The organism is Cytobacillus oceanisediminis (assembly GCF_007830235.1).
In the GTDB taxonomy this organism is placed as follows: domain Bacteria; phylum Bacillota; class Bacilli; order Bacillales; family Cytobacillaceae; genus Cytobacillus; species Cytobacillus oceanisediminis.
In genome coordinates this window covers 127,617-153,726 of the sequence record NZ_VLKI01000002.1, presented here as the reverse complement: position 1 = coordinate 153,726, position 26,110 = coordinate 127,617, and the positions used below count along the sequence as shown (strand labels likewise).

At 44.1% G+C, this 26,110-nt stretch carries 22 protein-coding genes; 2 read left to right on the top strand and 20 right to left on the bottom strand.

The annotated features are described in order from the left end of the window. Nucleotides 1–146 precede the first annotated feature (146 nt). Together IQ19_RS04605 and IQ19_RS04600 are read right to left on the bottom strand one after the other, a co-directional pair. On the bottom strand, nucleotides 147–1,586 hold the full coding sequence (locus tag IQ19_RS04605) for an aldehyde dehydrogenase family protein (protein WP_144540352.1): 1,440 nt from the start codon (nucleotides 1,584–1,586) through the stop codon (nucleotides 147–149). A 287-nt stretch (nucleotides 1,587–1,873) separates the two neighbouring features. Continuing rightward, a complete protein-coding gene (locus IQ19_RS04600; protein ID WP_144540350.1) occupies nucleotides 1,874–2,980 on the bottom strand; it encodes a zinc-binding dehydrogenase in 1,107 nt (368 codons plus the stop codon). 480 nt (nucleotides 2,981–3,460) lie between these two features. Between IQ19_RS04600 and IQ19_RS04595 the strand changes: the two genes are divergently transcribed. Continuing rightward, a complete protein-coding gene (locus IQ19_RS04595) occupies nucleotides 3,461–3,793 on the top strand; it encodes a hypothetical protein (RefSeq protein WP_144540348.1) in 333 nt (110 codons plus the stop codon). Nucleotides 3,794–3,905: 112 nt separating this feature from the next. Here the strand turns inward: IQ19_RS04595 and IQ19_RS04590 are convergent, their stop codons facing one another. From IQ19_RS04590 to IQ19_RS29090, 17 genes are all read right to left on the bottom strand, one after another. Further along, nucleotides 3,906–4,733, bottom strand: coding sequence for a glycerophosphodiester phosphodiesterase (locus tag IQ19_RS04590; RefSeq protein WP_144540346.1), 828 nt, complete (start codon nucleotides 4,731–4,733; stop codon nucleotides 3,906–3,908). 227 nt (nucleotides 4,734–4,960) lie between these two features. Continuing rightward, nucleotides 4,961–6,418: a CoA-acylating methylmalonate-semialdehyde dehydrogenase gene (locus IQ19_RS04585; protein ID WP_144540344.1), complete on the bottom strand. Its 1,458-nt coding sequence runs from the start codon at nucleotides 6,416–6,418 to the stop codon at nucleotides 4,961–4,963. Between the two features lie 106 nt (nucleotides 6,419–6,524). After that, nucleotides 6,525–7,877, bottom strand: a complete 1,353-nt coding sequence (locus tag IQ19_RS04580; RefSeq protein ID WP_144540342.1) for a GntP family permease — start codon at nucleotides 7,875–7,877, stop codon at nucleotides 6,525–6,527. 21 nt (nucleotides 7,878–7,898) lie between these two features. Continuing rightward, nucleotides 7,899–9,095, bottom strand: coding sequence for an iron-containing alcohol dehydrogenase (locus tag IQ19_RS04575; RefSeq protein WP_144540340.1), 1,197 nt, complete (start codon nucleotides 9,093–9,095; stop codon nucleotides 7,899–7,901). A 151-nt stretch (nucleotides 9,096–9,246) separates the two neighbouring features. Beyond that, a complete protein-coding gene (locus tag IQ19_RS04570; RefSeq protein ID WP_144540338.1) occupies nucleotides 9,247–11,055 on the bottom strand; it encodes a sigma 54-interacting transcriptional regulator in 1,809 nt (602 codons plus the stop codon). Nucleotides 11,056–11,511: 456 nt separating this feature from the next. Then, on the bottom strand, nucleotides 11,512–12,822 hold the full coding sequence (locus IQ19_RS04565; protein WP_144540336.1) for a GntP family permease: 1,311 nt from the start codon (nucleotides 12,820–12,822) through the stop codon (nucleotides 11,512–11,514). Nucleotides 12,823–12,859: 37 nt separating this feature from the next. Further along, nucleotides 12,860–13,864: a LacI family DNA-binding transcriptional regulator gene (locus IQ19_RS04560; protein ID WP_144540334.1), complete on the bottom strand. Its 1,005-nt coding sequence runs from the start codon at nucleotides 13,862–13,864 to the stop codon at nucleotides 12,860–12,862. Between the two features lie 51 nt (nucleotides 13,865–13,915). Beyond that, the gene (gene hisD, locus IQ19_RS04555) at nucleotides 13,916–15,199 is read right to left on the bottom strand and encodes a histidinol dehydrogenase (protein ID WP_144540332.1); all 1,284 of its coding nucleotides are present in this window, start codon (nucleotides 15,197–15,199) and stop codon (nucleotides 13,916–13,918) included. Between the two features lie 56 nt (nucleotides 15,200–15,255). Continuing rightward, complete coding sequence (locus IQ19_RS04550; RefSeq protein WP_144540330.1) at nucleotides 15,256–16,017, bottom strand: SDR family NAD(P)-dependent oxidoreductase; 762 nt, start codon at nucleotides 16,015–16,017, stop codon at nucleotides 15,256–15,258. An 18-nt stretch (nucleotides 16,018–16,035) separates the two neighbouring features. After that, the gene (locus tag IQ19_RS04545) at nucleotides 16,036–16,971 is read right to left on the bottom strand and encodes a 3-hydroxyacyl-CoA dehydrogenase family protein (protein ID WP_144540329.1); all 936 of its coding nucleotides are present in this window, start codon (nucleotides 16,969–16,971) and stop codon (nucleotides 16,036–16,038) included. 212 nt (nucleotides 16,972–17,183) lie between these two features. Then, nucleotides 17,184–17,597: an acyl-CoA thioesterase gene (locus tag IQ19_RS04540; protein ID WP_144540327.1), complete on the bottom strand. Its 414-nt coding sequence runs from the start codon at nucleotides 17,595–17,597 to the stop codon at nucleotides 17,184–17,186. 409 nt (nucleotides 17,598–18,006) lie between these two features. Further along, a complete protein-coding gene (locus IQ19_RS27675; protein ID WP_158638736.1) occupies nucleotides 18,007–18,150 on the bottom strand; it encodes a hypothetical protein in 144 nt (47 codons plus the stop codon). Between the two features lie 159 nt (nucleotides 18,151–18,309). After that, nucleotides 18,310–19,731: a YfcC family protein gene (locus IQ19_RS04535; RefSeq protein ID WP_144540325.1), complete on the bottom strand. Its 1,422-nt coding sequence runs from the start codon at nucleotides 19,729–19,731 to the stop codon at nucleotides 18,310–18,312. Nucleotides 19,732–19,743: 12 nt separating this feature from the next. Continuing rightward, entirely contained in the window at nucleotides 19,744–20,859 is a 1,116-nt protein-coding gene (locus IQ19_RS04530; protein ID WP_144540323.1) for a mandelate racemase/muconate lactonizing enzyme family protein, read from the bottom strand. Nucleotides 20,860–20,958: 99 nt separating this feature from the next. Further along, a complete protein-coding gene (locus IQ19_RS04525; protein WP_144540321.1) occupies nucleotides 20,959–22,245 on the bottom strand; it encodes a hypothetical protein in 1,287 nt (428 codons plus the stop codon). Nucleotides 22,246–22,390: 145 nt separating this feature from the next. Beyond that, nucleotides 22,391–23,026: a thioredoxin domain-containing protein gene (locus IQ19_RS04520; protein WP_144540319.1), complete on the bottom strand. Its 636-nt coding sequence runs from the start codon at nucleotides 23,024–23,026 to the stop codon at nucleotides 22,391–22,393. Between the two features lie 15 nt (nucleotides 23,027–23,041). Then, complete coding sequence (locus tag IQ19_RS29090; protein ID WP_144540317.1) at nucleotides 23,042–23,155, bottom strand: redoxin family protein; 114 nt, start codon at nucleotides 23,153–23,155, stop codon at nucleotides 23,042–23,044. Nucleotides 23,156–23,555: 400 nt separating this feature from the next. Here IQ19_RS29090 and IQ19_RS04510 point away from each other — a divergent pair, with 400 nt between their 5' ends. Beyond that, nucleotides 23,556–23,939: a hypothetical protein gene (locus IQ19_RS04510; RefSeq protein ID WP_144540315.1), complete on the top strand. Its 384-nt coding sequence runs from the start codon at nucleotides 23,556–23,558 to the stop codon at nucleotides 23,937–23,939. Nucleotides 23,940–24,066: 127 nt separating this feature from the next. Here IQ19_RS04510 and IQ19_RS04505 read toward each other — a convergent pair whose 3' ends face one another. Continuing rightward, entirely contained in the window at nucleotides 24,067–26,073 is a 2,007-nt protein-coding gene (locus IQ19_RS04505; protein ID WP_144540313.1) for a methyl-accepting chemotaxis protein, read from the bottom strand. Nucleotides 26,074–26,110: the final 37 nt, after the last annotated feature.

Below are 26,110 nucleotides of genomic sequence, written 5' to 3'. Positions count from 1 at the left end.
GCTGGAAAACAGGAGAAAGGGAACGATTACGCTCTATTCGTACCCGAACTCCGCTGGAAAACAGGAGAAAGGGAGCGAATCTCACCACGATGACCTATCGCTCTAATCAACAGTGTGCCAAAATCAGCAATGCGCTTTAACAGAGCCTACAAATTAATAATCACTGTCTTAAGGAAGGTCATTTCTTCAATCGCATAACGCGGCCCTTCTTTTCCGATGCCGCTATCCTTAATTCCGCCGTACGGCATGGCATCCGCACGGAAGGTTGATGCATCATTGATAATGACTCCGCCTGTTCTGAACTTTTTAACTGCCTCCATGGCCGTATTGATATTGGTTGTAAAAATACCGGATTGAAGCCCGTAGTTCGAATTGTTGGCATGCTCGATGGCATCATCAATATCATCAAAAGGCATCACAGTTATAACTGGTCCGAAAATTTCCTGACAGACCACTTTCATCTCGTGATTTACATCGCTTAAGATGGTAGGGGTTACAATGGACCCATCCTGTTTTCCGCCGGTAATCATTTTGGCACCTTGCGAAACAGCTTCATTGATCCAAGTCATGACGCGATCCGCTTCTTTTTTACTGATCAGAGGCCCAATATTCGTTTCTGCATCAAGCGGATTCCCCACCTTTAATTGCTCTGTTTCCTCTCTTAGCTTATCAAGGAATTGGTCATATACTTGTGAATGAACCAGTATACGCTGAACCGAAATACAAGCCTGGCCTGCTGTATTGAAGCCCTTTAACACGCACATTTTTGCAGCCAAATCGAGATCGGCGTCATGGTGAACAATATTAGGAGAGTTATTTCCAAGTTCAAGCGATACAGGACGCAGTCCGCTATTTTCCTTAATGTAGCGGCCTACCTCTGCACTTCCTGTAAACGTATATTTGGCAATTCTCTCATCCTCAAGCAGCCACCCGCCGACTTGCGATCCGGAGCCGCATACGAGATTCACATATCCGGAAGGGAGTCCGGCCTCTTTTAAAATATTCATTAAATGATAAGCCGAAGTGGCTGTATCTGAAGCCGGTTTCCAAACGACAGTATTGCCGGAAGCAATCGCCGGGCCAATTTTATGACATGCTAGGTTAAACGGAAAGTTAAATGGAGTAATGGCCCCAATAACGCCGAGTGGTGCGCGGACCGCATAGCCCATCCGGTTTTCCGCACCAGGACTTGCTGAAATAGGGATGATTTCTCCGTCAATCCGCTTTGCTTCCTCTGAAGATAAAGTAAGCGTTTGGATGGCGCGGTCCACTTCGCCACGGGCATCGGTAATGGTTTTTCCAACTTCCCTTGATAAAGTAAAGGCCACGTCTTCTTTTCGCTCCTTTAAAATCTCGGCAGCACGCTTTAATATTTCATAACGCTGATAAGGTGTAAGCTGGTCTTGATCAAAGGTCTTTTGGGCAATCGATACAGCCTGATTGATATGTTCCTTGCTCGCCTTTGCCACATTGGCAATGACGTCACCTGTATATTTATCTAGTACGGCAAACTCCGAATCTGTGAAAATTTCCTGGCCTCCAATGATCAGTCCTTTTCTTTCTGCTGTTGTTTGATCTGTTGGCATACGAATTCCTCCTTTAATAAGTGATTAATTTAAGCTCTGTGAACCTTGTTGTTGATTTCCGCAGCAGGCACTCAAGCGTTCAGAGGGCGGTCCGACGCTCCTCGGCACTCTGCGCCTGTGGGGTCTCCCTTAGACTCGCACTCCCGAGACTTGAATCAGCTTCCTTGAGTAAACACCGCACGAGGAAAATGCGAATCCATTTTCGAAGATCTCGTGCCTTCCGCTGCAATCAGCAGTGCTAAGGATTTGCTTTGACAGCGCTTACTTAAGTTGATTCTATTACTCTCTTACTTTTCCACAGCTACCCCAACCGGCAGCACAATAGAAGCACGCGTTACTTCCCTGGAAGCAGACTTATCCAATGCTTCCTGGATATTATCAAATTCAAATTCGCCATCCATCATATTGACAAACGGATATTTGTCGATATTCTTGGACAGGAATTGCAAAGCCTTATCCAAATACCAAGGATCGTAGCGGACAATTGCCTTGATTTCAATCGATTTACGAGTCAGCAAGCCAGGATCAAAGTCTGTGTACTTTCCTGGAGATACGTTTCCAATCGTTACATATTTTCCGCCGCTTCGAACCAAATGGATACCTTCATGGAAGGCAGATGGAACACCGCTTAACTCGATGCCTACGTCAGCACCTAGTCCATTTGTAAGCTCGCGGACAGCCGCTGCTCTTTTTTCTGTTGTATCGTACTCGGCGATGTTAATCGTATGGTCGGCACCGAATTTTTTAGCCATTTCCAATCTTGATTCCACTGCATCAATAATAATGACAGTAGCTCCTTTTTCCTTTGCCACGGCTGTTGCGTTTAATCCCAGGCCGCCAGCACCTTGAATGACAAGGGTATCGCCATATGAAATACCAGATTTATCAAGGCCGAAGTACACCTGCGATAATGCACAGTTTGCACTGGCTGCCGCAATATCAGGAACATTGTCCGGAACTTTATAAAAGAACATATCCGGGTGAATATAATAATGTGAAGCGAATGTTCCATGGAAATGAGGCGCTTCCTCCGGATCTTTATTCCAGAAATTATAAGCGTTTTCACAAAGGTGGAAATGACCCTTCAAACACATATTGCACTTGCGGCAGGTAATGTAATATACCGTTGCTACCCGGTCTCCTTCCTTTATCGGGCGTCCGGCATAATCCGTTGTAACACCTTCACCAAGCTTTTCTACAACCCCAACCATTTCATGGCCCAATACACCTTTTCTCTTGGTTGGATGTTCTCCTCGCCAAATATGTAATTCAGACCCGCATACATTCGTACGGGTTACACGCAGCAATACTGCACCTTTTTCCGGCTCAGGCAAATCAAACTCGCGAAACTCCATCTTCATCGGTTCAACCATTACAGAAACTTTCCCTTTCATAAAAAAATCCCCTTTCTTCCTATAAAATTTTAGGCTATCTTTAATGAATGCAAGTACCATGCCAATTATAGACACTTGAAAGAATTGGATTTTGGATACATTAATGTTGCAAAAATACAATATATTTAAAATATTCAGATTAGTTTATGGGTTAAAATGCTATTGTACAGGCGTTTTTTAAGGGGCTTGCATTTCTGCAACGCTTGTTGCAAAAGTACAACCACCAGGATTTAAGGATGAGATACCAACCCTCACATAAGAAAAATAAGCCCATACTCCTAACTGGCACCTAAATTATTCTTTTTCCTAAGTAAAGGTTTTTACTGATAATTAAAGTGTTTTTCATTCCGATTAAGGTTCAGTAAAAGTCTAATATTTCGACACATTCTCTCAAGAGCTTGTTTATATAATAGCTTGTGAATTCAGAAAAAGGAGGGCAGGCTGTTTTATAAAAATTACAATTCTTGGAGGGAATATCTTATGTTAAACAAATCTTTATTAAAAAAAATCATCCCCGTATTGCTTGCTGTACCCTTAGCTGCATGCGGCTTCTTGCCAGGTCAAGAAAACGAAATGGAATCTGAAGTTGAGGAACCTGTGAATAATGAAGTGAACACTGAGGAAGAACCTGTAAATGGAGAAGTTGGTGATCCTGAAGATGAAGATGTTAATGCGGAAAACCCCCAAAATGATACGGAAAATATGGATGAAAGCACAGATACCGATTCTACTACTGAAGAAGAAGAAGGAAGCCAGCAATCGGATGAAACAATAGAGTCCGATGAGGGTTCTGAATCTAGTGACAGTAACTAGACTATTCCAACAAAAAAAGAACCTGTGCCGGCTAACGTCGATACAGGTTCTTTTAAACTTAATCACTTAAAGAGAGCTAGGTTGATGCCTGCCCTTAGCTGTATATGTAATATTAGTTTCTTGGATCTACATAATCAGGGTAATCGGTAATAATGGCATCAACATCCATGCTTAACAGAAAATCAGCTGCTTCCTGGCTGCGCACGGTCCAAGAAGAAATTTTCATACCAAGAGAATGTACTTGTTCAACTAAATCTTCCGTAACAATTCCGTAGTGCGGGTTAAAATAATCAGCGTAAGCGGAAAATTCTTTTAATGCCTGCTCAGATGTATGCGTTTGAGAAGAAGTCAGAACTCCAATTGGGACCTTTGGAAGAAGTTCATTTATTTTTTTCATCGATTCAAAGTTAAAGGATTGGATAATAATTTTTTCATTTTGCGGATGGTCAAGGTTACGCTCTTTCAATTCCTGGGCAACACTTTCTTCCATGCCAGGATAAAGTTCCGGAGCCTTTAACTCTATTAAAATTCCAACTTTTCCATGATAACGATCAAGTATTTCATCAAAAGTCGGGATTTTTTCCCCTTTATATTCTTCTCCTTTAAAGCTGCCGGCGTCAAGAGTCCTCAATTGTTCAAAAGTTAAATCCTTCACTTTGCCTGTGCCGTCAGTCGTTCGATCCACGGTGGTATCATGAATAATAACCAATTCGCCATCCTTGCTTCTCTGAACATCAATTTCAATATAGTCCGCTTTCATTTCTACGGCTTTGTCGAACGCAGCAATGGTATTTTCGGGCGCATATCCGGCTGCCCCTCGATGGGCTACGTTATCCACCTTTCTTAGTTCACCGGTTGTTTCAGCAGCAAAAGCTTGTTGAAACGGACTAAATAACAAGGTTAGTGCAAAGCCCATTCCCAGAATTGTTTTCTTCTTCATGTTCTCATCCCCCATACGATAGTATTTTTACAATATTTATCGTATCGCTGGATTGTTTATCATCTATTACAAGCATGTAAAATAGTTTTGAGTTTTTGTGTATTTTGATGAAATTTTGGAGGCCATTAGGGAAAAGCCGCAGTAATAAATAAATAGATATACTTTTTAACGAGCAAACAAAAAAGGTCACCCGTCATTAACAGGTGACCTTTTGGTATTTTTCTATATTACCAGCGAGCAGTCAGCATCTTTCTTCTTGTGTAGAATTCCACTCCGTCTGTTCCGTTGGCATGGAGGTCTCCGTAGAAGGAGTTTTTCCAGCCGGAGAATGGGAAGAAGGCCATTGGCGCCGGTACGCCGATGTTGACGCCGAGCATGCCGACTTCGATGTTTTCTCTGAAGTAGCGGACGCTGCTTCCGCTGTCTGTAAATAGGCAAGCCCCATTTCCGAAGTCTGATTTGTTTGTCAGCTCAATCGCTTCTTCAAGGTTTTTCACACGCACAACAGATAGGACTGGTGCAAAAATTTCTTCTTTCCAGATTTTCATGGATGGGTCAACATTGTCAAAGATCGTTGGTCCAATGAAGTATCCATTTTCATGGTAAGCTTCGTCTTTGCGGCCATCGCGTACAAGGGAAGCTCCTTCTTTTTCACCAATTTCAATATAGCTGCTTGTGCGCTCTTTGTTTTCCTGGCGGATGACTGGCCCCAGGAATACATCTTCGTCCAATCCATTTCCAATTGTCAGCTGGTTTGCCTGCTCATTAAGTCTTTCAACAAGCTCATCAGCAATAGAATCCACGGCTACAACTACGGAGCAAGCCATACATCTTTCACCCGCTGAACCGTAAGCGGCAGCAATAATTTCCTTAACCGCGCCATCAAGATCTGCATCCGGCATAACGATAGAGTGGTTCTTTGCACCAGCTAGTGCCTGGACGCGTTTGCCGTTAGCCGTTGCAGACTTATAGATATATTCAGCAACCGGCTGGGAACCAACGAAAGAAATAGCCGGTACATCTTTATGGTCAATCAGGCTGTTTACCACGTCATGGGCACCATGGACGATGTTGAATACACCAGCTGGAAGGCCTGCTTCCGTGAACAGCTCTGCCAGGCGGTTAGCCAGAATCGGTGTTCTTTCAGATGGCTTTAATACAAATGTGTTTCCGCACGCAATCGCAAGCGGGAACATCCAGCAAGGAACCATCATCGGGAAGTTGAAAGGCGTGATGCCCCCAATGACGCCAACAGGATAGCGGTACATGCCTGATTCAATATTTGTCGCAATGTCCGGAAGCTGCTTGCCCATCATGAGAGAAGGAGCGCCTGCAGCGAATTCCACACATTCAATTCCGCGCTGAACCTCACCATATGCCTCTTTAAAGTTTTTGCCGTTTTCCTGTGTAATTAATTTCGCCAGTTCGTCCCAGTTATCTACTAATAACTGCTGATATTTAAATAGAATTCTTGCTCTCTTTGGCACCGGCGTTTTGCTCCAGGTTTTAAATGCTTCTTTCGCTGCCTGAACGGCTGCATCTACATCTTCCCGTGTTGAAAGCGGTGTACGAGCCAGCTCTTTCCCAGTTGCCGGGTTAGGCACCGATTCAAACTTATCCGTTTTTGCGTCCACCCATTCACCGTTAATAAAGTTTTTTAATACTTTTGTTGTTGTCGTTGTCATAAGTAAAATCCCCTTTCATATTTGGAAATGTGTAAGGCGCTGCTTATAGCTCCAAGCGCCTGGAGCTGGACAGTTATCTAAGTTGAAATTTATAAATTAATATATTTTAAAAGATTGAATATAAAACCACTGCCAGAATTAATACAGCCGTTGGCATCGCTACACTTAGGATAAAAATTGGCCAGTAGGAACGTTTATGGGTTTCCCCGCAAATCGCCCGAATCGTGGTTACAACATATCCATTATGCGGAAGTGAATCCAATCCGCCTGAAGCCAGAGCGGAGATTCGGTGCATCGAACCAGGGTCCAGGCCTTGAGACATATACATTGGTGCCAAAATCGGAAGCGCAATCCCCAATCCGCCTGAAGCGGATCCGGTAATCCCGCAAATGAGTGTGACGGCTATTGCCAAGCCCATTAGCGGAGGCCCCGGGATATTGACCAAAGCATCTACAAAGGTTCCAAATGCTGCTACTTGTGCAGCAACACTACCAAACCCTACAACCGCACAAGTATTGGCGGCGGCTACTAAAGCATCCTGGGCACCCTTTGCAAGTGCTTCCCAGAAACCAATCAAATATTTAATCATCAATACACAAGCTAAAATAATTCCGCTGGACAAAGAAATCAGTGCCGCAGCCGTCGAAGAGGTAAAATTGGCGGCTGTGTTCAAAATCGCAATAACCACCGCTAACGGCAATATCGCCATAATCACATGCGGATAGTCTTTCCCAGCCGGAGCAGCGTCTGGCCTTTGCATGGCCACCTCTGCCTCAAGAGCAGCAGCCGATTCATTTGCTGCACTTGACATCTGATTCGGCAGGGAGAATACCTCGCCATTTTGAACCGCTTTTTTCACCATTCTGCTGAGCAGCAGCCCGCCCACAACCATGATCAAGAGTGCCATTAATACCCCGATCATTCCGCCGGCAGTCGGTTTTGTTCCGAAAAATTCGGTCGGAATCAGGTTTTGAATTTCCGGTGAGCCCGGAGCTGTCATCGTAAAGGATATCGATCCAAATACTAATGCAGCAGGGATAAAGCGATGCGGAAGGTTTGCCACCCTAAATAAGGAAACAGCAATTGGATAAACGGCAAAACCTACGACAAACAAGCTGACGCCGCCATATGTCATAATCGCCGCTGCAGCCACGACAGCAAATACGGCTCTGGATGGGCCAAGCGTATCCTTAACCCAATTCGCAATACTATCAGCCGCTTTCGTCACCTGCATAATTTTTCCGAAAATAGCTCCCAGCAAAAAGATTAAGAACCAGGAATAAAAATACTTTGTAAAGCCTGTCATATAGTGCTCTGTCAGGGCAGTCTCAAGATTTAATCCCCCTGTTAGAGCCACCACAACCGCACTTATAATAGCGGCAATAATAATATTTACGCCTTTCATCGTTAAATACATTAATAGAAGCAGTGAAGCGATTAACCCAAGCATTCCGATCATCTGTATGTCCCCCGTCCCCTGTTATACTTTCTCTGTTTCAGAGGAAAACTGATAATCATAGCAAACATGGTAGAGCTCTTCCAGTTCACTCTGGGTTGGCACTCTTGGGTTGTTGCCCGGGCTGCCGCTGTCGATTGCGTCCGTAGCCATTTTTCCAACAGCCGTTTTAAACGCTTCCTGGTCAATTCCCCATCCTCTTAAGTTAGGAATATTTAATTTCAGGCACAAATCTTTAACAGACTGTACGGCAATTTCAGCTGTTTCTTCGTTGGAAAGGCTTTCATTATCAGGCTGAAAAATTCTGCCGATATCAGCTAGCCGATCCACACATGCTTCCTGGCTAAATTCCAATACGGCCGGCAAAAGCATCGCATTTGAAATCCCATGCGGCACGTGGAATAAGGCCCCAATTGGCCGGCTCATGCCATGCACGAGGCATACAGATGCATTTGAAAACGCCATTCCCGCCTGCAGAGATCCAAGGCTCATCGCCTCGCGGGCATCCACATTTTCACCGTCATTGTAAGCGGTTAAAATATTTGCCACAATCAGCTTCATAGCCGAGATCGCCATCGTGTCTGTCATCGGATGTGCTTTTTTGGAAAGATAAGCTTCAACCGCATGGCTTAAAGCATCAACTCCTGTTGCAGATGTAACATTCTTCGGTGAAGAAATCGTCAGCAGCGGATCGACAATCGCTACACTTGGCATAAAGGCAGGCTGCTTAATCATCATTTTCACATCATTGGATGAGTTCGTGATGACCGTTACATCTGTCGCCTCAGAACCCGTCCCCGCTGTCGTCGGGATGGCAATGTGAGGAACTGGTGCATGCTGGGCCAGCTTCTTCCCTCCCATATAATCGCCAATAAAGCCGCCGTTGGTTGCAAGAACCGCTATCGCCTTTGCCGTATCGATACAGCTGCCGCCGCCTACTGAGATGACCAGGTCACATTGTTCTTTTTGAAAAAGCTCCAAAGCTTCTGCTACATACTCATCAGTCGGTTCAGAAGCTACCCCAAGATAAACCTCGCTCTTAACGCCCTCTTCCTGAAGATAGGTTCTGCATTCACTTACATATCCAAGCTGGTCCATAATTTTATCACTAATAATTAATGCCTTTTTCCCTCTTAGCGCCGCTTCAGCTCCAACCTTTTCAGAAGAGCCTCTTCCATAAAAAATCGCTTCCGGCACACGGAAAACTGCTGGTTTCTCCATGGAACATTCCACCCCTTTTTTTCTGTTACTACTATACTTGCAAGGAGCGTGCCAACTTTGAAATCTAGTCATATCAGTGTTTTATATCTGCGGATGTGTAGCCACTACACTACAGTTGTAGATTTTTTGTAGCGGAAACACTACACTGTATTCACGATATTCCATGCTTTCTTAGCTTCTGGTAGAGAGTGGTCCGATGAATGCCGAGCAAATCGGCTGCCTTCGATTTATTCCCGCCCGCTTTTCTTAGTGCATCAAGAATCAATTCGGATTCTCTTTGGTTCCCCAGAAACTTGGCTTCTTCAATCGATCCGGCGGCAGAGGGAGCTTCCTTCACTTTTTTAATAGAAGGTTCAGCTCTTTTCAACGAATCCGGCAAATGATGATAATCAATGACCTTCCCATCCACCAGCGTCACAAGCTGCTCAACGGTATTCACCATCTCACGAATATTTCCTCTCCACGGATGCTGGACAAAAGCATTCACTGCCTCAGATGTAAATAGTTTTCCAGGTGTCTTGTACCGTTCACAGATTTCTCTCAAATAATGGATCAGCAGGGCCGGGATGTCCTTTTTTCGTTCGCGCAGCGGGGGGATGTGGAGCTGAATGATGTTAAGCCGGTAGTATAGATCCTCCCGGAAATCTCCCGCTTCGATCATTTGCTTGAGGTCACGGTTTGTCGCAGCGATGACTCTTACATTGATCTGATATTTTTTTACACTGCCGACACGTTCGGCTTCTTTTTCCTGAAGGACCCGCAGCAGCTTGGTTTGCATAACTAGCGGCATTTCCCCGATTTCATCCAGAAAAATCGTGCCGTTATCAGCCAGTTCAAATTTCCCCGGCTTGCCGCCTTTTTTCGCTCCGGTAAATGCGCCTTCTTCATACCCGAACAGCTCGGATTCGAATAAATGCTCAGGAATGGCCCCGCAGTTTACGCTAATGAACGGACCGGTCGAATAGGGGCTGAGGTGGTGGATGCTTTTGGCGAACATCTCTTTTCCCGTTCCGCTTTCACCCGTAACCAGGACAGTAGCCGCGGTTCTTGCCGCCTTCCGTGCCAGCCGCTTTACCTCAGTAATTCCCTCACTTGTCCCAATGATTTGGTCAAGAGTAATCCGGCTGTCGCTTTCCTTTTTCTTTGTAAAAAGGTCAGGCTTTGCTGTTTGATTTCCCTGCAACTTTTCATAGATTTTATAAACCTCGGTTACCCCTTCAAAAATCAGCATCCCGATCGCGCCGACAATCCGGCCCTCCTTCCAGATTGGAATCCGGTGCACTACCATGTCATGCCCCTGGATGTTTTGCAGAACCCCGCGTTCCGGGATCCCGGTTTTCACAGTCTCATGAAGATGAGTGTTATCAATCACCTCAGTCACATGTCTTCCAATAGCATCCTCCCGTTTGATTCCGGTAAACCGGCTATACGCCTCATTGAACTCCTGGAGGATGCCATTTTCATCGACAACCGCTATTCCCTCATAGGCACTTTCCAAAATGGCGCCAAGAGCACCGTCAGAATTATGCTGCTGCTTTAGCTTATAAATATATTTGGAAAAACCATCAAGAATATCCCTCGTTGTCAGGATGCCAAGCAGCTTTCCATCCCCATCCATGACAGGCAGCTGATCATACGGAAGCGAAAACACATCAAGGATCGAATCATCCGGGCGAACAGCGGCCAGATTGGCTTTCGGGATGCTGCCGATCAACACATCTCCCTGATTGCCCTGTGCAAAATAATTAAGCAGCTTTCTCGAAGTGATCATCCCAACTAAACGATTGGTTTCATCTACCACAGGCAGGCTGTCCAGGCGAAGCTGCACCATCATTTTCGAAGCCTCCCTTAATGTCTGCCCCGGCTGAATGCTATAAGGGCTGGGTGTCATCCAGTTTTTCACATGGAAGAGTTCATCGCTATGTAGTTCATGATTCTTTTCAGATACAGCTTGAGGCATGTCGGATCCCTCCGTGAGTCTTAATTTTCTAAATTATAACACTCTTTCAAAGCTGCAAAAACTGGCGGGTATTGACAAGGATACGGGTAGGTTGTGAGTCAGTCTCGGAAAAATGCAAATAAACCAACATTGTTCAGCTTCACCTATATACAAGAAATGTTGCTCTGTTAAATTTGGCCTGTTGATTTCCGCTCCAGGCACTCAGCGAACAGCGGGCGGTCCGGGAGCCTCCTCGGCGCATTCGCGCCTGCGGGGTCTCCCTTTGACTCGCTTCTCCCGCAGGACTTTGAATAGACTTCACCGAAAAAACACCGCACGAAGGAAATGCGAATGCATTTTCGAGGAGCTCGCGCCTTCCGCTCCAATCAACAGGGTGCCAAAATCAAACAATTACCTTTCACACAACTAAAAAGAAAGACAGAGAGCACTTCCCCTCTGTCTTTCTGCAAAGCTTTTTTAGAAAATCGAGAACAACACAACTGCTAAAATAACACCAAGGATCGGCACAACAACCGTCAGTGCACCAAATGCCGGGTATGCATCCTTATGGGACTCACCTGCAATCGCACGAATCGTTGTCACAACGTATCCGCCATGTGGCAGGGAATCAATCGATCCGGAAGAAATCGCCACCACACGATGAAGCTCACTAGGGTTGACACCCATATCAAGATAATGAGGTGCAAGGAGCGGCAGGGCAATGGATTGTCCACCTGATGCCGATCCAGTCAGTCCTGCAATAACAGCGACCGCAAGAGCTCCGCCGATTAATGGACTTCCCGGTATGCCTGTCATTACATCAACCGCACTCGCAAAGGCTGGAGTCGCTTTTGCCACACCGCCAAAGCCGACAACCGCGGATGTATTGGCAATCGCGATTAAGGCCCCAATCGTTCCTTCCGATACAGCTCCCCATACATTTGCAAAGTATTTCCGGTTAAGAAAATAGGTAGCAAAACAGCCGCTTAACAACGCAATGATCAGGGCTGACTGTGCCAATGAATCATGGAAAATAAATGAGATGATAAGTACAACCAGCAATGGAATCATGCTTAACATCGGGCTTGGCAAGTTTTCGCGAACCAAGGTAGAATCGGTTTCCCTTGCCTCAAATTTTTCACCATTGCGGATAGCCTTATTGATCATTTTCTTCAGCCACCAATAACCAAACGCCATCATGAAAACAGCGACAATCAAGCTGACTTCCCATGCTGCGTATGGGGAAGTTCCCAGGAACTCAATCGGAATCCAGTTTTGGATTTCCGGAGAACCAGCTGATGTCATGGTAAACGTAGTCGAACCAAAGGCAAGAGCTGCCGGTATAAACCTTCTTGGCAGGTTGGCTTCCTTAAATAGGCTCAATGCCATTGGATAGACGGAGAACGCAACGACAAACAAACTCACGCCCCCATAAGTTAAGACAGCACAGGCAATGACAACGGCTAAAGCTGCCCGCTTCATGCCAATTTTGTCGATAATCCATTTGGAAACGCTGTCTGCGGCCCCGCTGTCCTCCATTAATTTTCCGAAAATTGCACCAAATAAGAACATCAGGTACCAGGACGTAATAAATCCGGCAAATCCATTCATATAGTTGGTTAGAAAATTGACCTCACCCTCGCCTGCAAGCTGAGGAAAAATCGGTAATCCACTGAATATTGCAACAATAAATGCTGCAAGAGGGGCAGCAAGCAGCAGGTTCATCCCTCTCATTGTCAGAATGATGAGCAGTGCAATACCCCCAAGCAATCCAATCATACTTAGCATAAAATCCTCCTATCCCGAAAACCCCGCCTTCTCTCCATCACCTTCTGTCCTTTACGGATCCTCTTTCTACCAAATGCCCTTCTATCCTTTGGATTTCCGGTGCGTCTGTCTCCCCGTTAATATGCTCCAGCAGAAGGTTAATTGAATAATCGACCATCTCATCAATCGGCTGGTGCCACGTTGTTAAGTCATAGGATGACCAATCTGCCATGGCAACATTGTCAAAGCCGATGATGGAAACATCTTCAGGAATTTTGATTCCCTGCTTTTTCAGATAATCCATCGCACCAAATGCAGATATATCATTTGCACAGAAGATGGCATCTATCTTTTTATCACGTTCCAGCAATCTTTGAGCTGCTGCAAATCCTCCTTCATATGAATAATGCCCGTTTTCTGTTAAAAAGGAAGAGATGCCCTGTTCAGCCAAAGCCTCCTGGAACCCGTTTTTTCGATCAACTGTTGTTGATGTATTCATCGGTCCGGAGATAAAGGCGAGATTTTCATGTCCTTTTTCTAGTAAGTAATGCCCAATCTTTTTCCCGGCAGCAAAGTTATCACATACAACAGCACTGCTTAAGGAATCGTACACATAACGGTTAAACAGGACGACCGATATGCCATTGCGGGTAAATTTCTCTACAGTCGAAGAGGTCAAAAGCGCATCCGTGATGATGGCTCCCTCTACGCTGTATTCAATTAAATGGCTCACTTCATCCTCTTGGATCTCGTTATTCTGGGAATTGATAAACATCACTTGATACCCTTTTTCAGCCAGACGGCTATAGAATTTATCGAGAACTTCCGGATAAAAAGGGTTTTGGATATTCCGCATCACAATGCCAATGATGCGGGACTGATTGGTAATCAGGCCCCGTGCGATGGCATTCGGCTGATATCCCAGCTGTTCTGCAGCCTCCAGAATAAGCTTTTTCTTTTTCGATGAGATACTTGAGTTTTCACTAAAAGCCCTGGATACACTCGATTGGGAAACGCCCGCCAATCGAGCGACATCCATGGCTGTAACTTTTTTATTTTTCAAAGCATGTTCCTCCTGCCTGATTCTAGACAGAGAAATTATAACAGATTTTGATTACTTCACGAGGCTGCCATAGCGCTTCACACGAAGATCAGCCTGTGCCTGATGGCCTTTAAAGCCTTCCAGATCGCATAGACGGGATGCATATTCCCCGATTTTCGCACTCGCTTCAGGTGTTGTTCTCTGGTATGTGCACGTTTTAAGGAACTTTCCAACCCAAAGTCCGCCAGTGTAGCGGGCTGCTTTTTTCGTTGGCAATGTGTGGTTTGTTCCAATGACTTTATCCCCATAAGCGACATTCGTTTCAGGCCCAAGGAAAAGCGCCCCGTAGTTTGTCATGTTTTCAAGGAAGTAGTTCGGATCTTCCGTTAAAACTTCCACATGCTCATAAGCTAATTTATCCGCTTCCACTACTGCTTCTTCCAGGCTGTCTACAAGAATGATGGAACCGTAGTCTTTCCATGCAACACCTGCAACATCCGCTGTTGGAAGAATCTCCAGCTGGCGCTCGATTTCTTTTACTGTTTCATTCGCTAATTTCTCAGAAGTTGTAATCAGACATGCCGGAGAGTTTGGTCCATGCTCTGCCTGTCCTAAAAGATCTGTTGCAATCATTTCCGCATCGGCTGTTTCATCCGCAATGACAAGAACCTCTGTTGGGCCTGCGAACAGGTCGATTCCGACTCTTCCGTACAATTGGCGCTTCGCTTCTGCAACAAACGCATTTCCTGGTCCTACAAGCATATCAACAGGCTCGATTGTTTCTGTTCCAATCGCCATGGCACCCATTGCCTGGATTCCGCCCAGAAGGTAAATCTCGTCGGCGCCGGCAAGATGCATCGCTGCAACAGTCGCAGAAGGAATTTCCCCTTTAATTGGAGGTGTGCAGGCAATCACCCGCTTAACGCCTGCCACTTTCGCAGTCAAAACACTCATGTGGGAGGATGCAACCATTGGATAGCGTCCGCCAGGGATATAGCAGCCAACACTGTTTACCGGAACATTTTTATGGCCAAGGAACACGCCAGGCAATGTTTCTACTTCAATGTCTTGCAATGCTGCTTTTTGATGTTCAGCGAAATTGCGGATTTGTTCTTGAGCAAACTTGATATCATTGATGACTTGCTCCGGAACAGATGCGACAATCTCCTGGATTTGCTTTTCAGATAATCTGAATTGTTCCGGTGACCACTTATCAAACTGCTCGGAAAGCTTGCGGACTTCTGCATCTCCGTTTTCTTCGATATTTTTAAGAATCGCGCTTACCGATTCTCTTACTTTTACATCTGCTTCCTGCACCTCTTGATCGTTCTTGCCTTGCTTTAAGAAAGTTGCCATTTTGATATCACTCCAATTTTTTTAATTTTGAATACGTATGCAAAAACCTGTAAAAATTAAATGGCTGTCCAGCCGCCATCTACTTTAATCGTATCGCCTGTTATAAACTTTGATAGATTGGAAGAAAGAAATAGAGTTGCTGCAGAAACATCCTCGGCACCCGCAAGTTTTCCCAGCGGGATCCTGCCGTAGACTTCCCTTTCAAATTCCTTATCCTCGAACATCTTTTCAGTCAGTTCCGTTTCGATAAAGGTTGGAGCCACTGCGTTGACATTAATCCCATGGGATGCCCATTCCACCGCGAGCGCTTTCGTCAGCTGCACCATTCCGCCCTTGCTGGCACAGTAAGCTGCCCGTTTGTAGTAGCCGACAAAGGCCATCTGGGATGCAATATTGACAATCTTGCCGGATTGATTCGAAATCATATATTCGGCCGCTTTCTGGCTGCAGAAAAACGCTGCTTTCAAGTTGGTATCAAGCGTCAGGTCCCAATCCTCTTCTGTTACTTCCATTGCAGGCTTGGCCCTGTTAATTCCGGCGTTATTAATCAGCACATCGAGAGAGCCCATATAATCTACTGCTGTTTCTGTCATCCTTTTAATCTCTGAAACATTGTTCAAATCAGCTGAAACATAAAAGCTGTTGCTATTTATTTTTTTCAGCTCTTCAGTTGTCTTCTGGAGAGCCTCTTCGTTTCTCCCCACAATCACAACCTTCGCTCCGTTTTTGGCAAAGGAGAGGGCGATATCCCTTCCAATTCCTTTGCTTCCACCCGTCACGATAACCGATTTATTCTCCAGATCGGGAAAGTTCTTCATACCATTCCTCCATCAGCTTTATTGGATTCCTAAATCCTTCTTTAAAAAACGGATCAGCTCAGCTTCCCTTTTCTGATTGTACTCCCTGGAAAAAGCCTCGTCCCACTTGTAATAGCCTTCACCCGTTTTATCGCCGAGCTTCTGTTCAGCCACAAGCTTCTTTAAAGCCGGCAAGGATTCCTCTGCACTGGATAAATGCTGGAATAGATAATCAGATATGGCCGAGAATACATCCAATCCGCCCATATCAGCCGTCATCAGAGGCCCAGAAACAGGCAGCCTGCGTCCAATTCCGTAAGTAACGGCATCATCAATATCCTCTTTGCTTGCGATGCCTTCTTCCAAAAGATACTGAGCTTCCCGGAAAAGTGCGTATTGGAGGCGGTTGCCGACGAAACCAGGAACCTCTTTTTTCACTTCAATCGGTTTTTTCTTCATTTGCTTTAAAAGCTGAAAAGATCTTTCCACTGCTTCATCGCTTGTATTATTGCCTCTTACCACCTCGACAAGAGGAATAAGATGAGCCGGATTCCAAAAGTGGGTAACCACTGTCCGTTCCGGGTATGCTGTTTCAGAAGCAATTTCTGTAGGACTGAGCCCGGAAGTGTTGCTGGCAAGAATGACATCCGGAGCACAAAGAGCGTCAAGACGCTTAAACAGGTCAATTTTTAAATTAATTTCCTCTGGCACAGCTTCAATCACGAAAGTTGCGTCTTTGACTGTTTCTTCAACCGAAGTGGTCATTTTGATGTTTTCTTGAATTTGGCCAGATTCCGAATCGGATAAAATACCGTTATCGAGCATAACCTCCAGCTTCTTCAGCATATTGGTCCAGCCCTGTTTCAGGTCAGCGTCACTGATGCCCTGCATCTTTACACTCAACCCGGCCCATGCCGCATTAAGTGCAATTGAATGCCCCATCGTGCCGCACCCAAGCACAGCTATTCTCTCCAATCGCTCACCAACTTTCTGAAATTTCTACTTTTTGAATACGTATTCAATATACAATGAAAGCGCTATAATTTCAACCGGAAATATTAAACTATTGAAAAAGTTTGGGAAAATACTTGGAGATAGACAGCAAAAAGCTGGGTGAAAAGAGGGGTTGATGCGGGAGAGAGCGGATAGTTCTTGTAACCCCTTTTTGGTAATTTTAGAAACATGCTCTAATCTTCTAAACTTCCATCCCCTTCATATAAGTGCTTCTCCAATTCACCTCTTATACTGTCAGGAATCGGTTCAGATCTTTGAGTTTTAAAGTTATAATTAACATATATGACGGTTCCTTTTGCACATAAATGACCATCCTGATGAATCTCCTCATACAGCTCAAAACTTGTATTTCCAACTCTTTTTACCCAATTTCTAACTTCAACATCCATACCAAAATAAATCTGGCTTAAATATTCAACATTCATTTTCAGAAGGATCAGCTTCCAGTTTTCAAAAGTATTTTCAGGTGTAAACAGCTTGAAAACTTTATTCCGCCCCGCTTCAAACCAAACAGGCACCGTTGTATTATTAATATGGCCAACTCCATCTGTTTCCGAAATCCTGGGTTCGATAATTGTCTTGTACATATGTATCACTCCTTTTATTCAATACCAGCTTTATTTAACTTCGATAATTGACCTTCGATTCCTGCTTTTTACAGTTGAGAGCATATAACGGCCTTCATCATGGGGATGATGGACTTTTGAAAGCAATTGAAAGCTCTAAACGTCCTTCATCATGGGGATGATGGACTTTTGAAAGCAATTGAAAGCTCTAAACGGTCTTCATTATGCGGATGATGGACTTTTGAAAGCAATTGAAAGCTCTAAAAGGCCTTCATCATGCGGATGAAGGACTTTTGAAAACAATTGAAAGCTCTAAAAGGCCTTCATCATGCGGATGATGGACTTTTGAAAGTAATTAAGGGCTCAAAATGGCCTTCATTATGCGGATGATGGACTTTTGAAAGCAATTGAAAGCTCTAAACGGTCTTCATTATGCGGATGATGGATTTTTGAAAGCAATTGAAAGCTCTAAAAGGCCTTCATCATGCGGATGAAGGCCTTTTGCAAGCAGTTGAGAGCTCAAAACGGCCTTCATATGCGGATGAAGGACTTTTGCAAACAGTTGAGAGCTCAAAACGGCTCTCATAACTGTAATGAAGGACATTTTTAAACAGAACAGCCATTTCAGCCGCTGCCTTTTGAAAAAATAGATTCCAAACAAAAAAGCCTGCTGAACACAAAATCCAGCAGACTTTTTATTCGACAAAATTCGGGTGGTACCTGGTACCAAATCTTACTGCACCCCTACCAGCACTGCCGCAACAAGCGCAATGGCGCCAATGATCAGCCAGCCGATGATCAGTTTCCAGATGATTTTGACCCAGCGCTCGTATGGGATGCCGGCAACGGCCAGGTAACCCATTAGGGCGGCGGAGGTTGGAATGATCGAGTTTGTGATGCCGTCGCCATATTGGTAGGCAAGGACCGCTACCTGGCGCTCGATGCCCAGGAGGTCGGCTAGCGGGGTCATGATTGGCATGGTTGTAGCAGCCTGCCCGCTTCCGGATGGAATAAAGAAGTTGATTACAACTTGAACAAAGAACATCCCAATGACATTTAACGTATTTGGCAGGGCACTAATGACGGAAGCAAGACCATTGATCATTGTATCAATAATAACGCCGTTTTCCATAACAACTAAAATGGCGCGGGCGAAACCAACGATAAGCGCTCCAAATGCAACAAGCTTCATCCCTTCAACAAAGGAGTCAAATAAGCGATTGATTCCAATGCCTCCAATAAGACCAGAGGCAAAACCGATAATAATGAAAGATGCGGTCAGCTCGGTTAAATACCAGCCCCATTCAAACACACCATACATGTTAAATGCGAGTCCGCCCACAATGATCAGGAGAACAAGAGCATGACGAAGCTTGAATTCCTCAAACTGGCCTGCCTGCAGGTCCTTACGCTTTTCTTTTTCCTTCATTTCAATATCATACATCACACTTTTTTCAGGGTTTTTCTTTACTTTGGATGCATACCTCATGACATAAAAAATGGCTAATGATAGAACAAAAAGATAAATGGCAAATCGGAAGCCAATTCCGCTGAACAGTGGCACTTCTGCAATGGACTGGGCTACCCCAACCGTAAACGGATTCATCATCCCGCCAATAAAACCGCTGGCTGCCCCGATGCTAATCATGGCCGTTCCGGTGATGGCATCATACCCCATAGCCCTTGCAATCGCGATCCCAATTGGCACAAAGATAATGCTCTCTTCTGCCATTCCAGTTGTGGCTCCAGCAATTGAAAAGATAATCATCGTTATCGGAATGAGCAGCTTTTCCCGCTTCTCCAATTTCCTTACTGCCTTATGGATCCCGGCTTCAATTGTTCCGGTTTCACGAATAATCCCAAAGGCTCCGCCTACAAGAAAAATATAAAAAATGATGGTAGAGCCTTTAGCCATTCCCTCTGGAATTGCCTTAAACAATTCAAAAAAACCAATCGGGTTCGATTCAACTACCTGGTAGCTGTCTTGAACAACAAGTGTTCTTCCATCCTGCTCAATTCTTTCAAACTGGCCTGCAGGCAAAATATAAGTCGCGATAGCTGCCAGAACGATAATGGCGAAAATGATGGCATACGTATGAGGAATTTTTCTTTTCTTTTCAGCCACAACCTCCTGCTGGGGCGATTCCACTTTCATCCCTGTTCCTCCTTATCCTTTTTCAATAGAATCGTATTGAATGGTTAACTCTTTTAAAATATCTTCGTTAACCGTAACACCAAGTCCAGGCTTATCATTTAAATGAACATACGGAATATCATACTTCAAATCACCTATGTCTTTACTGAATAAAAGCGGTCCTGTAAGCTCAGTGCTGATAATATTTTTTCTCGAAATGGCCGCATGATAGCCTGCCGCTGAAGCGATCGAAGACTCTACCATTGAACCAATCTGGCATTCAATTCCTGCATATTCAGCCGCTTTAGCCATATGAATAGCTGGATAAATACCGCCGCATTTCATCAGCTTAATATTAATCTTATCTGCGGCCCCATTCCGGATAATCTCCACTAAATCCTCCCCCGAATGAATGCTTTCATCAGCCATCAAAGGAGTACTCGTTTTTTGCCTGATTTCTCCGAGGCCGTGTATATCGCCCATTTTAATAGGCTGTTCAACCCAGGAGATATTCAGAGGTTCCAATATTTTTATAGCCTGCAATGCGGCAGAAACATTTTTCCACCCTTGGTTTACATCCACTCTGATTGGGACCTCCATGCCAACCTGCCCGCGAACATGAGCAATCCTCTTACAGTCTTCCAAATAACTTGTCCCTACCTTCAGTTTCAAAGACTGATAGCCCTCTTCCATTGCCTCTTTTGCTTTTCTTGCCATCAAGTCAGGATCTTCGATGCTCAGTACCTTTGGGTATGTAAGAGTATCATGATATTGGCCGCCAAGCAGGTTGTAGACAGGCTCTTGCTTGTATTTTCCCAAAAGGTCGTAGCAGGCAATGTCAACGGCCGCTTTTGCAGAAGGATTGGAGCTTATTAGCTCATTCATTTTCTGGTGAAGCTTTTCCATGTTGATAGGAGAAAATCCGATTAAAGCAGGTAAAATGGTATGCTTCAGCAAAGAAATGGTGCTGTGGAAAGATTCCCCTGTCACATGTTCATCCGGGACTGCTTCCCCGTATCCCGTTAACCCATTATCTGTTTCGAGCCGGACAATAATCGATGGCATATAATCATAGGTTGCATAGGAGATAATGAACGGCTCTTTTAAAGGCAAATGGATCCCAAAGATTTCAGCTTTTACTATTTTCATAAAATCAGCCCTTTACATTAAATTTTAGATGTCGTTAAAGTGTCGTTAATTGGTTATGTTTTATAATATACTGAAAATTCAGCATCAGTCAAGAGGCATTTAAGTGTCACTCAGCCCTCTTAACATGGTGCCCGCTTGATATAAAGATCGTGGTCGCCCTTGATCATACGGCTGTTCCTCTCCTGCTACCTGCAGTAATTCCTGATCCAGAAGCTTTTTAATCATTCTTTCAGCTGACCTTCTGCTGATGCTGAAATAATCGGCAAGCTCCTGTGCTGAAAACGGCCTAAAATCATTAACCTGCAGAAAATTAATAAATCTTGAAATGTTTTTGCTGCTCATTTTCAACTCGGCACTTATTTTCTTCACTACTGGATCTTCATTTTTCAGAGAATATCGCTCTTCATTATGGAATAGTGGACCTGTTAGCTTTTTCTCTTCATCCAATAAATAGACGGCATATTCACCGGGCTTCTTTTCGGCAAAGTCCAATGCGGTGACGGCGTGAGATTCCGCCTCTTTCACCGTATATCCAAACCCAATTCCAACCGCTGTTTTTTCAAAATCGTTTCGAATGCCGGTTAATAAACCGTCTAGTTTTTGATTCAGGATCATCGTCTGCAGCACTCCCCGATTGGAAAGAACCAGCTGTTGCCCTGAATCGCTTGAAGTCACTTTCGCTTGCAAGGCCTTTGCAAATTGGTTAACCTGATCATTTTTATTGCCTTTGAAACAAACGGCAGCAACCTGCGAATTTTTGGATTGATTCAGTTCGGCAAGTGTCGTGGCCTTCTCCAGGCCTTCCTTTAACGTTGGAACCGATTGGATCATAAACATGGAAGGAATCCCTTTCTCCTGAAGCTGATCATATACAGCATGAATACTGGTTAAGGCAAAAGCAGTTTTCTTTTGCTGGTATAAGGCAGAGTGAAATTCCACGAATTCATCAATCGATAATTCCCTTTCCTTCTGAAAATTGTAAATCCATGGATACTCTTTTACATGGCTAGCATTTTCTGTAATCCCTGTTTCATTCAAGACCCCTTCCAAAAATCTTTTCCCCGGCAAATCAATCGATACCTCATCAAGCTTAAAAGAATGGTGGTAGTGAATAGACAGCAGTGATAACGCTACCATATTTTCGTTAAAAGAGAGGTAACTGGACCCTATTGGGTAACGATCTAACAGCCTCTTGGCATAGTGATAAGGAATGATACCCGAAAACAGCAAAAAATTACACTCCTTCACCGCTCGCTCAATCAGTTCGTTTAATTCCCTCGGGGTAGCGTATGTATAGGAAACCAATTTATATGTAGGATAATAGCCATAGTATTTACTGATTTCAGCAATAAACTGCTGTGAACCAACAACACCAATCGTTAGCAAATAAATCACCTTCTCTTTTAAAAAAACTCTTCATTTCGTTATATTGATACTACCATATAAGTCCTATACTTCAAGACAAGCAAAAAAGCCTCTGCCTTTTCGCGGCAGGAAGCTTTTTCGACAAAATTCGGGTGGTACCTGGTACCTATTTTGATGTCCCCGGTATTTCGCAGCCCTCAGGCCCGCATTCAAGCTCGCCTTTTAATTGGGCTTCTTTCGTTTTTTCTTCTTTTAGCTGATTTTGCTGCCATTCTATGTCTATGGTCGGTGTGAACTTTTCTGGGTGGCGGATATACCAGCGCTGTTTGCGGATTAGGAAGTTTTCCGTATCTAGAAGCAAGGCTTCATCCAGCTCTTTTAAAGCTGCCTCTTTGTTGCCGTTCTTAGCATATTCCATCCCGAGTTTAAATTTCGTCTGCGCAAGCTGCAGCTCCAGGTCACTTGGCACTGCAGAAGGATTAAAATACTGATCCTCCAGCTCTGCTTTTTCAATCTCACCGCGAATTAACTTTCTAACAGCCCCGACGTGCTCATCATTGGTAACATGGAAGCCTTGCTTAAGCAGGCGAATGGTTCCTTCTTTATCAATGAAGATGCCATTTGGCACTATTTTGAACCCGAGTAAATTGGCCAATTTGTTCTCAGTGTCAATAAAGGTTGTAAAAGGCTTGTCCTCTGCATAAGGCTTAACGACTTCCGGCCCCTGGATATCTACCGAAACAGACAGGAGTTCAAAATCCTCATTCTGGTACTCCTCATAAAATTGCTGCCAACCTGACAGCTGTTCCCTGCATCGTCACCAGGAAGCCCACATGAAAATTAAAGTGTTTTTCCCGCGGTATTCCTTAAGGGAAACCTGCTTTCCATCCAGACTAACAAGTTCTACATTAGGCATTTTTTCTAATAACAATCTTAATCCCTCCTTTGCCTCTGAGTTTACTAATAATTAGGTGAAAGCTCAAACGATTAATTTAAATATTAAGAAAATGACATAAATTGGCATTCATATAGAAAAGGAGTTTCGGCAATTAAGAATCTGGAATTAATTCAAAAGGACTTTGAGAGCCAGTATAAGTAATAGCTGCTCCATACGTATTCATTTATACTGAAGAAAAAAGCGTGGTAACTTTTATGTTTAAAGACAACTCTGTCATTCTTGTTTTTGCTGTTATTGTTTTCTTAGTTATTATTCTGTTTCGGCAATTTCATCCGTTATCAAGATTCTTTCTTTCCTATTGTCAGTTGCTTTTCTATACCCCGCATTCAGAAAAAAGGTTTTTACAAACGATCTATTTCTTAGAAAGTTAAAAGTGTCTTTGCAGACAGCCTTCGTTTTTACAGCTGGTCTGTTATTGATTGCCTTGCCATCCATTTTTGCTGAAAAGGATTTGACGAATGACCTGATTCCGGGGCTTATTTTTACTTTTGGCATTAGTTTGGTTGTAATTCTTGTCTATGGTCTGCCTGTGTCTTTGCTTGCAGAATTTATTAGCTCCAGGATGCCTAACAATAGGGCTTGGGTATCTGGAATGATCCACGTGGGCTTCGGATTGCTGACATCCCTGATCTCTTTATCTTTCGGGTTGGTGGCTGCAATTTGCGCTATACTATTCTTTTTGCATGATGAATTTGCAAGAGGAAATGACAGCATATTTAATAAAATAAAAGCCCTGTTCGGAAAAAGGCTTGGCTGAAAAAAAGCCCAGCCTTTTCTCTATCAAGCCCCATAGCATCAACGCCTTGCCCCAATTCAATCAAACGTTTGATTGAAAGTCCTCATTCGACAAAATTCGGGTGGTACCTGGTACCACCCGAATTTTTTTAATTAACCTTAAACTTCTTAATGGAATCCAATAATTCCTCAGCCATTCCCGAAAGCGATGCCGCAGAGGCTGCGATTTCTTCCATGGATGCGAGCTGCTCTTCCGTAGCAGCCGATACGTCCTGGCTTTCTGATGTGGTGACGGCTGCAATTTCTTCAATGGCGCTCACGATTTCAACTACCTGGTCAGCTCCTTCAGCCATGTCTTTTATTGAAGCGGAAACTTCAGCAATCTGGCTGGATACGGTGTCTGCGAATTGCTGGATATGGCTAAAAGCATCTCCGGCGTTGTTGACAAGGTCAATGCCCTTTTCTACTTCGGCGGTACCTTTTTCCATGGAATTGATCGCACTGTTCGTATCCGTCTGGATGGTTGAGATTAACTCTCGAATGCTCTCGGTTGATTTGGACGATTGTTCCGCCAATTTGCGCACCTCATCAGCTACCACGGCAAATCCCCTGCCGTGTTCACCTGCTCTCGCCGCTTCAATGGCAGCGTTAAGTGCAAGCAAATTCGTCTGATCCGCAATCTCGGAAATAACATTGACAATCTGTCCAATTTCTTCAGAGCGCTTCCCTAATGTATGAACAATCGACCCTAGTTCACTAACTGTTTTATTAATATTCTTCATTTGGCTGGTAGACAAATCAATAGCCGAATTTCCTTTTACCACAACTTCGTTTGTCTCATTAGCCGTCTTTGCCACAATGTTTGTATTTAACATGATTTGCTGGATCCGGCTGGACATATCTTTTACCACAGCCGTGCTTTCTTTAACCTTTTCAGTCTGCTGTTCCGTAGCGGAGGCTACCTCCTGGATGGAGTTCGCAACTTGTTCGGTTGCCATATTGTTTTGCTCGGAACTGGCTGTCAGCTGTTCTGATGAGGAAGCAAGATGGACAGCCTTTTCCCCAACCTGGTTGATCAGGTGCTGCAAAGATTGAACCATTTTGTTAAAACTCATGCCCAGCTTACTGATTTCATCGTTATTCTTCACGTCAAACTTCTGAGTCAAATCGCCTTCGCTGACCTTATCCGTTGCCAGTACCAGCTGGTTTAGCGGACGGGTGATCGAACGAACAATAATATAAGAAATAACGGCGCCTACTAAAATAAAAATTCCCACGAACAGTATAGTGGACAAGAGTATAGGCCGGACAGCCGAACTGATCTCATTCAAATTCATCGTCCCAATAACCTTCATTCCCGTTAGCCCATTGGTGGTAAAGCGCATCTCTTTTCTCACACCATCCAATGTATATTGAACCTGGCCTTTCTCTTTTTCCAGCACTTCCTTTGTCCAGCTGGCATCAGCTTCTGTTCCCGTTTTTTCAGATGGATGAACTAAATAGCTCCCAGCTGCACTAAGGATAAAAGGGTACCCTTCTTTTCCGATGGCAATGTTGTCTGTCAGCTCACTTAATGCAGAAAGACTTAAATCAATCCCAATAACACCGGAACGATCGCCAAGCTGTTGGGCAACCGTTATCAAAATATCTCCGCTAACTGCATCAACATATGGCTCAGTAATATAGGCTTGGCCTTTTGCCTCCATAGCTCCCTGATACCAGGGGCGCGTCGTTGCATCAAAGTCATCAGGCAGGTCTGCCCTTGGATAGATCACAAGATCGCCATTTTCAGAACCGGCATAGATAGCCACCGCTTCCGGATGAAGCTCTTTATATTGGCTCATGGAATTAATCGTCTCATCCAGCTCTTCTTCATTATAAAAATCCTTTTTTAATCTCGTTGAAAAATAATTTGTATCTGCCATCTTTGGCTTAATAAAGTTCATGATAAATGTATCAAGGATTTTTACATTTTCATCCGCACTCATTGCAATCTGATTTTTAATCTCATCCTGTGCTTTTTGATAGGATGTGAATCCGATTGAAATGGAAGGGATTAACAGGATAATAATAAATGATAGCATTAATTTCTGTCTGATCGTAAATGAAAATAGCGATTTTTTTCCTGGCTGTTTCTTGTGTTTTTTCTTTTTCATAGCTAGTTCCTTTCTTAACTTTTTCTATACCTCTAAA

What these genes read in the sequence shown, in the direction of transcription:
- IQ19_RS04575 (WP_144540340.1), bottom strand. Translation starts at nt 9,095, where the DNA reads ATGGAGAAACCAGCAGTTTTCCGTGTGCCGGAAGCGATTTTTTATGGA.
- IQ19_RS04585 (WP_144540344.1), bottom strand. Translation starts at nt 6,418, where the DNA reads ATGACAACGACAACAACAAAAGTATTAAAAAACTTTATTAACGGTGAA.
- IQ19_RS04540 (WP_144540327.1), bottom strand. Translation starts at nt 17,597, where the DNA reads ATGTACAAGACAATTATCGAACCCAGGATTTCGGAAACAGATGGAGTT.
- IQ19_RS04595 (WP_144540348.1), top strand. Translation starts at nt 3,461, where the DNA reads ATGTTAAACAAATCTTTATTAAAAAAAATCATCCCCGTATTGCTTGCT.
- IQ19_RS04535 (WP_144540325.1), bottom strand. Translation starts at nt 19,731, where the DNA reads ATGAAAGTGGAATCGCCCCAGCAGGAGGTTGTGGCTGAAAAGAAAAGA.
- IQ19_RS04580 (WP_144540342.1), bottom strand. Translation starts at nt 7,877, where the DNA reads ATGATCGGAATGCTTGGGTTAATCGCTTCACTGCTTCTATTAATGTAT.
- IQ19_RS04590 (WP_144540346.1), bottom strand. Translation starts at nt 4,733, where the DNA reads ATGAAGAAGAAAACAATTCTGGGAATGGGCTTTGCACTAACCTTGTTA.
- IQ19_RS04600 (WP_144540350.1), bottom strand. Translation starts at nt 2,980, where the DNA reads ATGAAAGGGAAAGTTTCTGTAATGGTTGAACCGATGAAGATGGAGTTT.
- IQ19_RS04565 (WP_144540336.1), bottom strand. Translation starts at nt 12,822, where the DNA reads ATGCTAAGTATGATTGGATTGCTTGGGGGTATTGCACTGCTCATCATT.
- IQ19_RS04605 (WP_144540352.1), bottom strand. Translation starts at nt 1,586, where the DNA reads ATGCCAACAGATCAAACAACAGCAGAAAGAAAAGGACTGATCATTGGA.
- IQ19_RS04530 (WP_144540323.1), bottom strand. Translation starts at nt 20,859, where the DNA reads ATGAAAATAGTAAAAGCTGAAATCTTTGGGATCCATTTGCCTTTAAAA.
- IQ19_RS04550 (WP_144540330.1), bottom strand. Translation starts at nt 16,017, where the DNA reads ATGAAGAACTTTCCCGATCTGGAGAATAAATCGGTTATCGTGACGGGT.
- IQ19_RS04505 (WP_144540313.1), bottom strand. Translation starts at nt 26,073, where the DNA reads ATGAAAAAGAAAAAACACAAGAAACAGCCAGGAAAAAAATCGCTATTT.
- IQ19_RS04570 (WP_144540338.1), bottom strand. Translation starts at nt 11,055, where the DNA reads ATGCCTCAAGCTGTATCTGAAAAGAATCATGAACTACATAGCGATGAA.
- hisD (WP_144540332.1), bottom strand. Translation starts at nt 15,199, where the DNA reads ATGGCAACTTTCTTAAAGCAAGGCAAGAACGATCAAGAGGTGCAGGAA.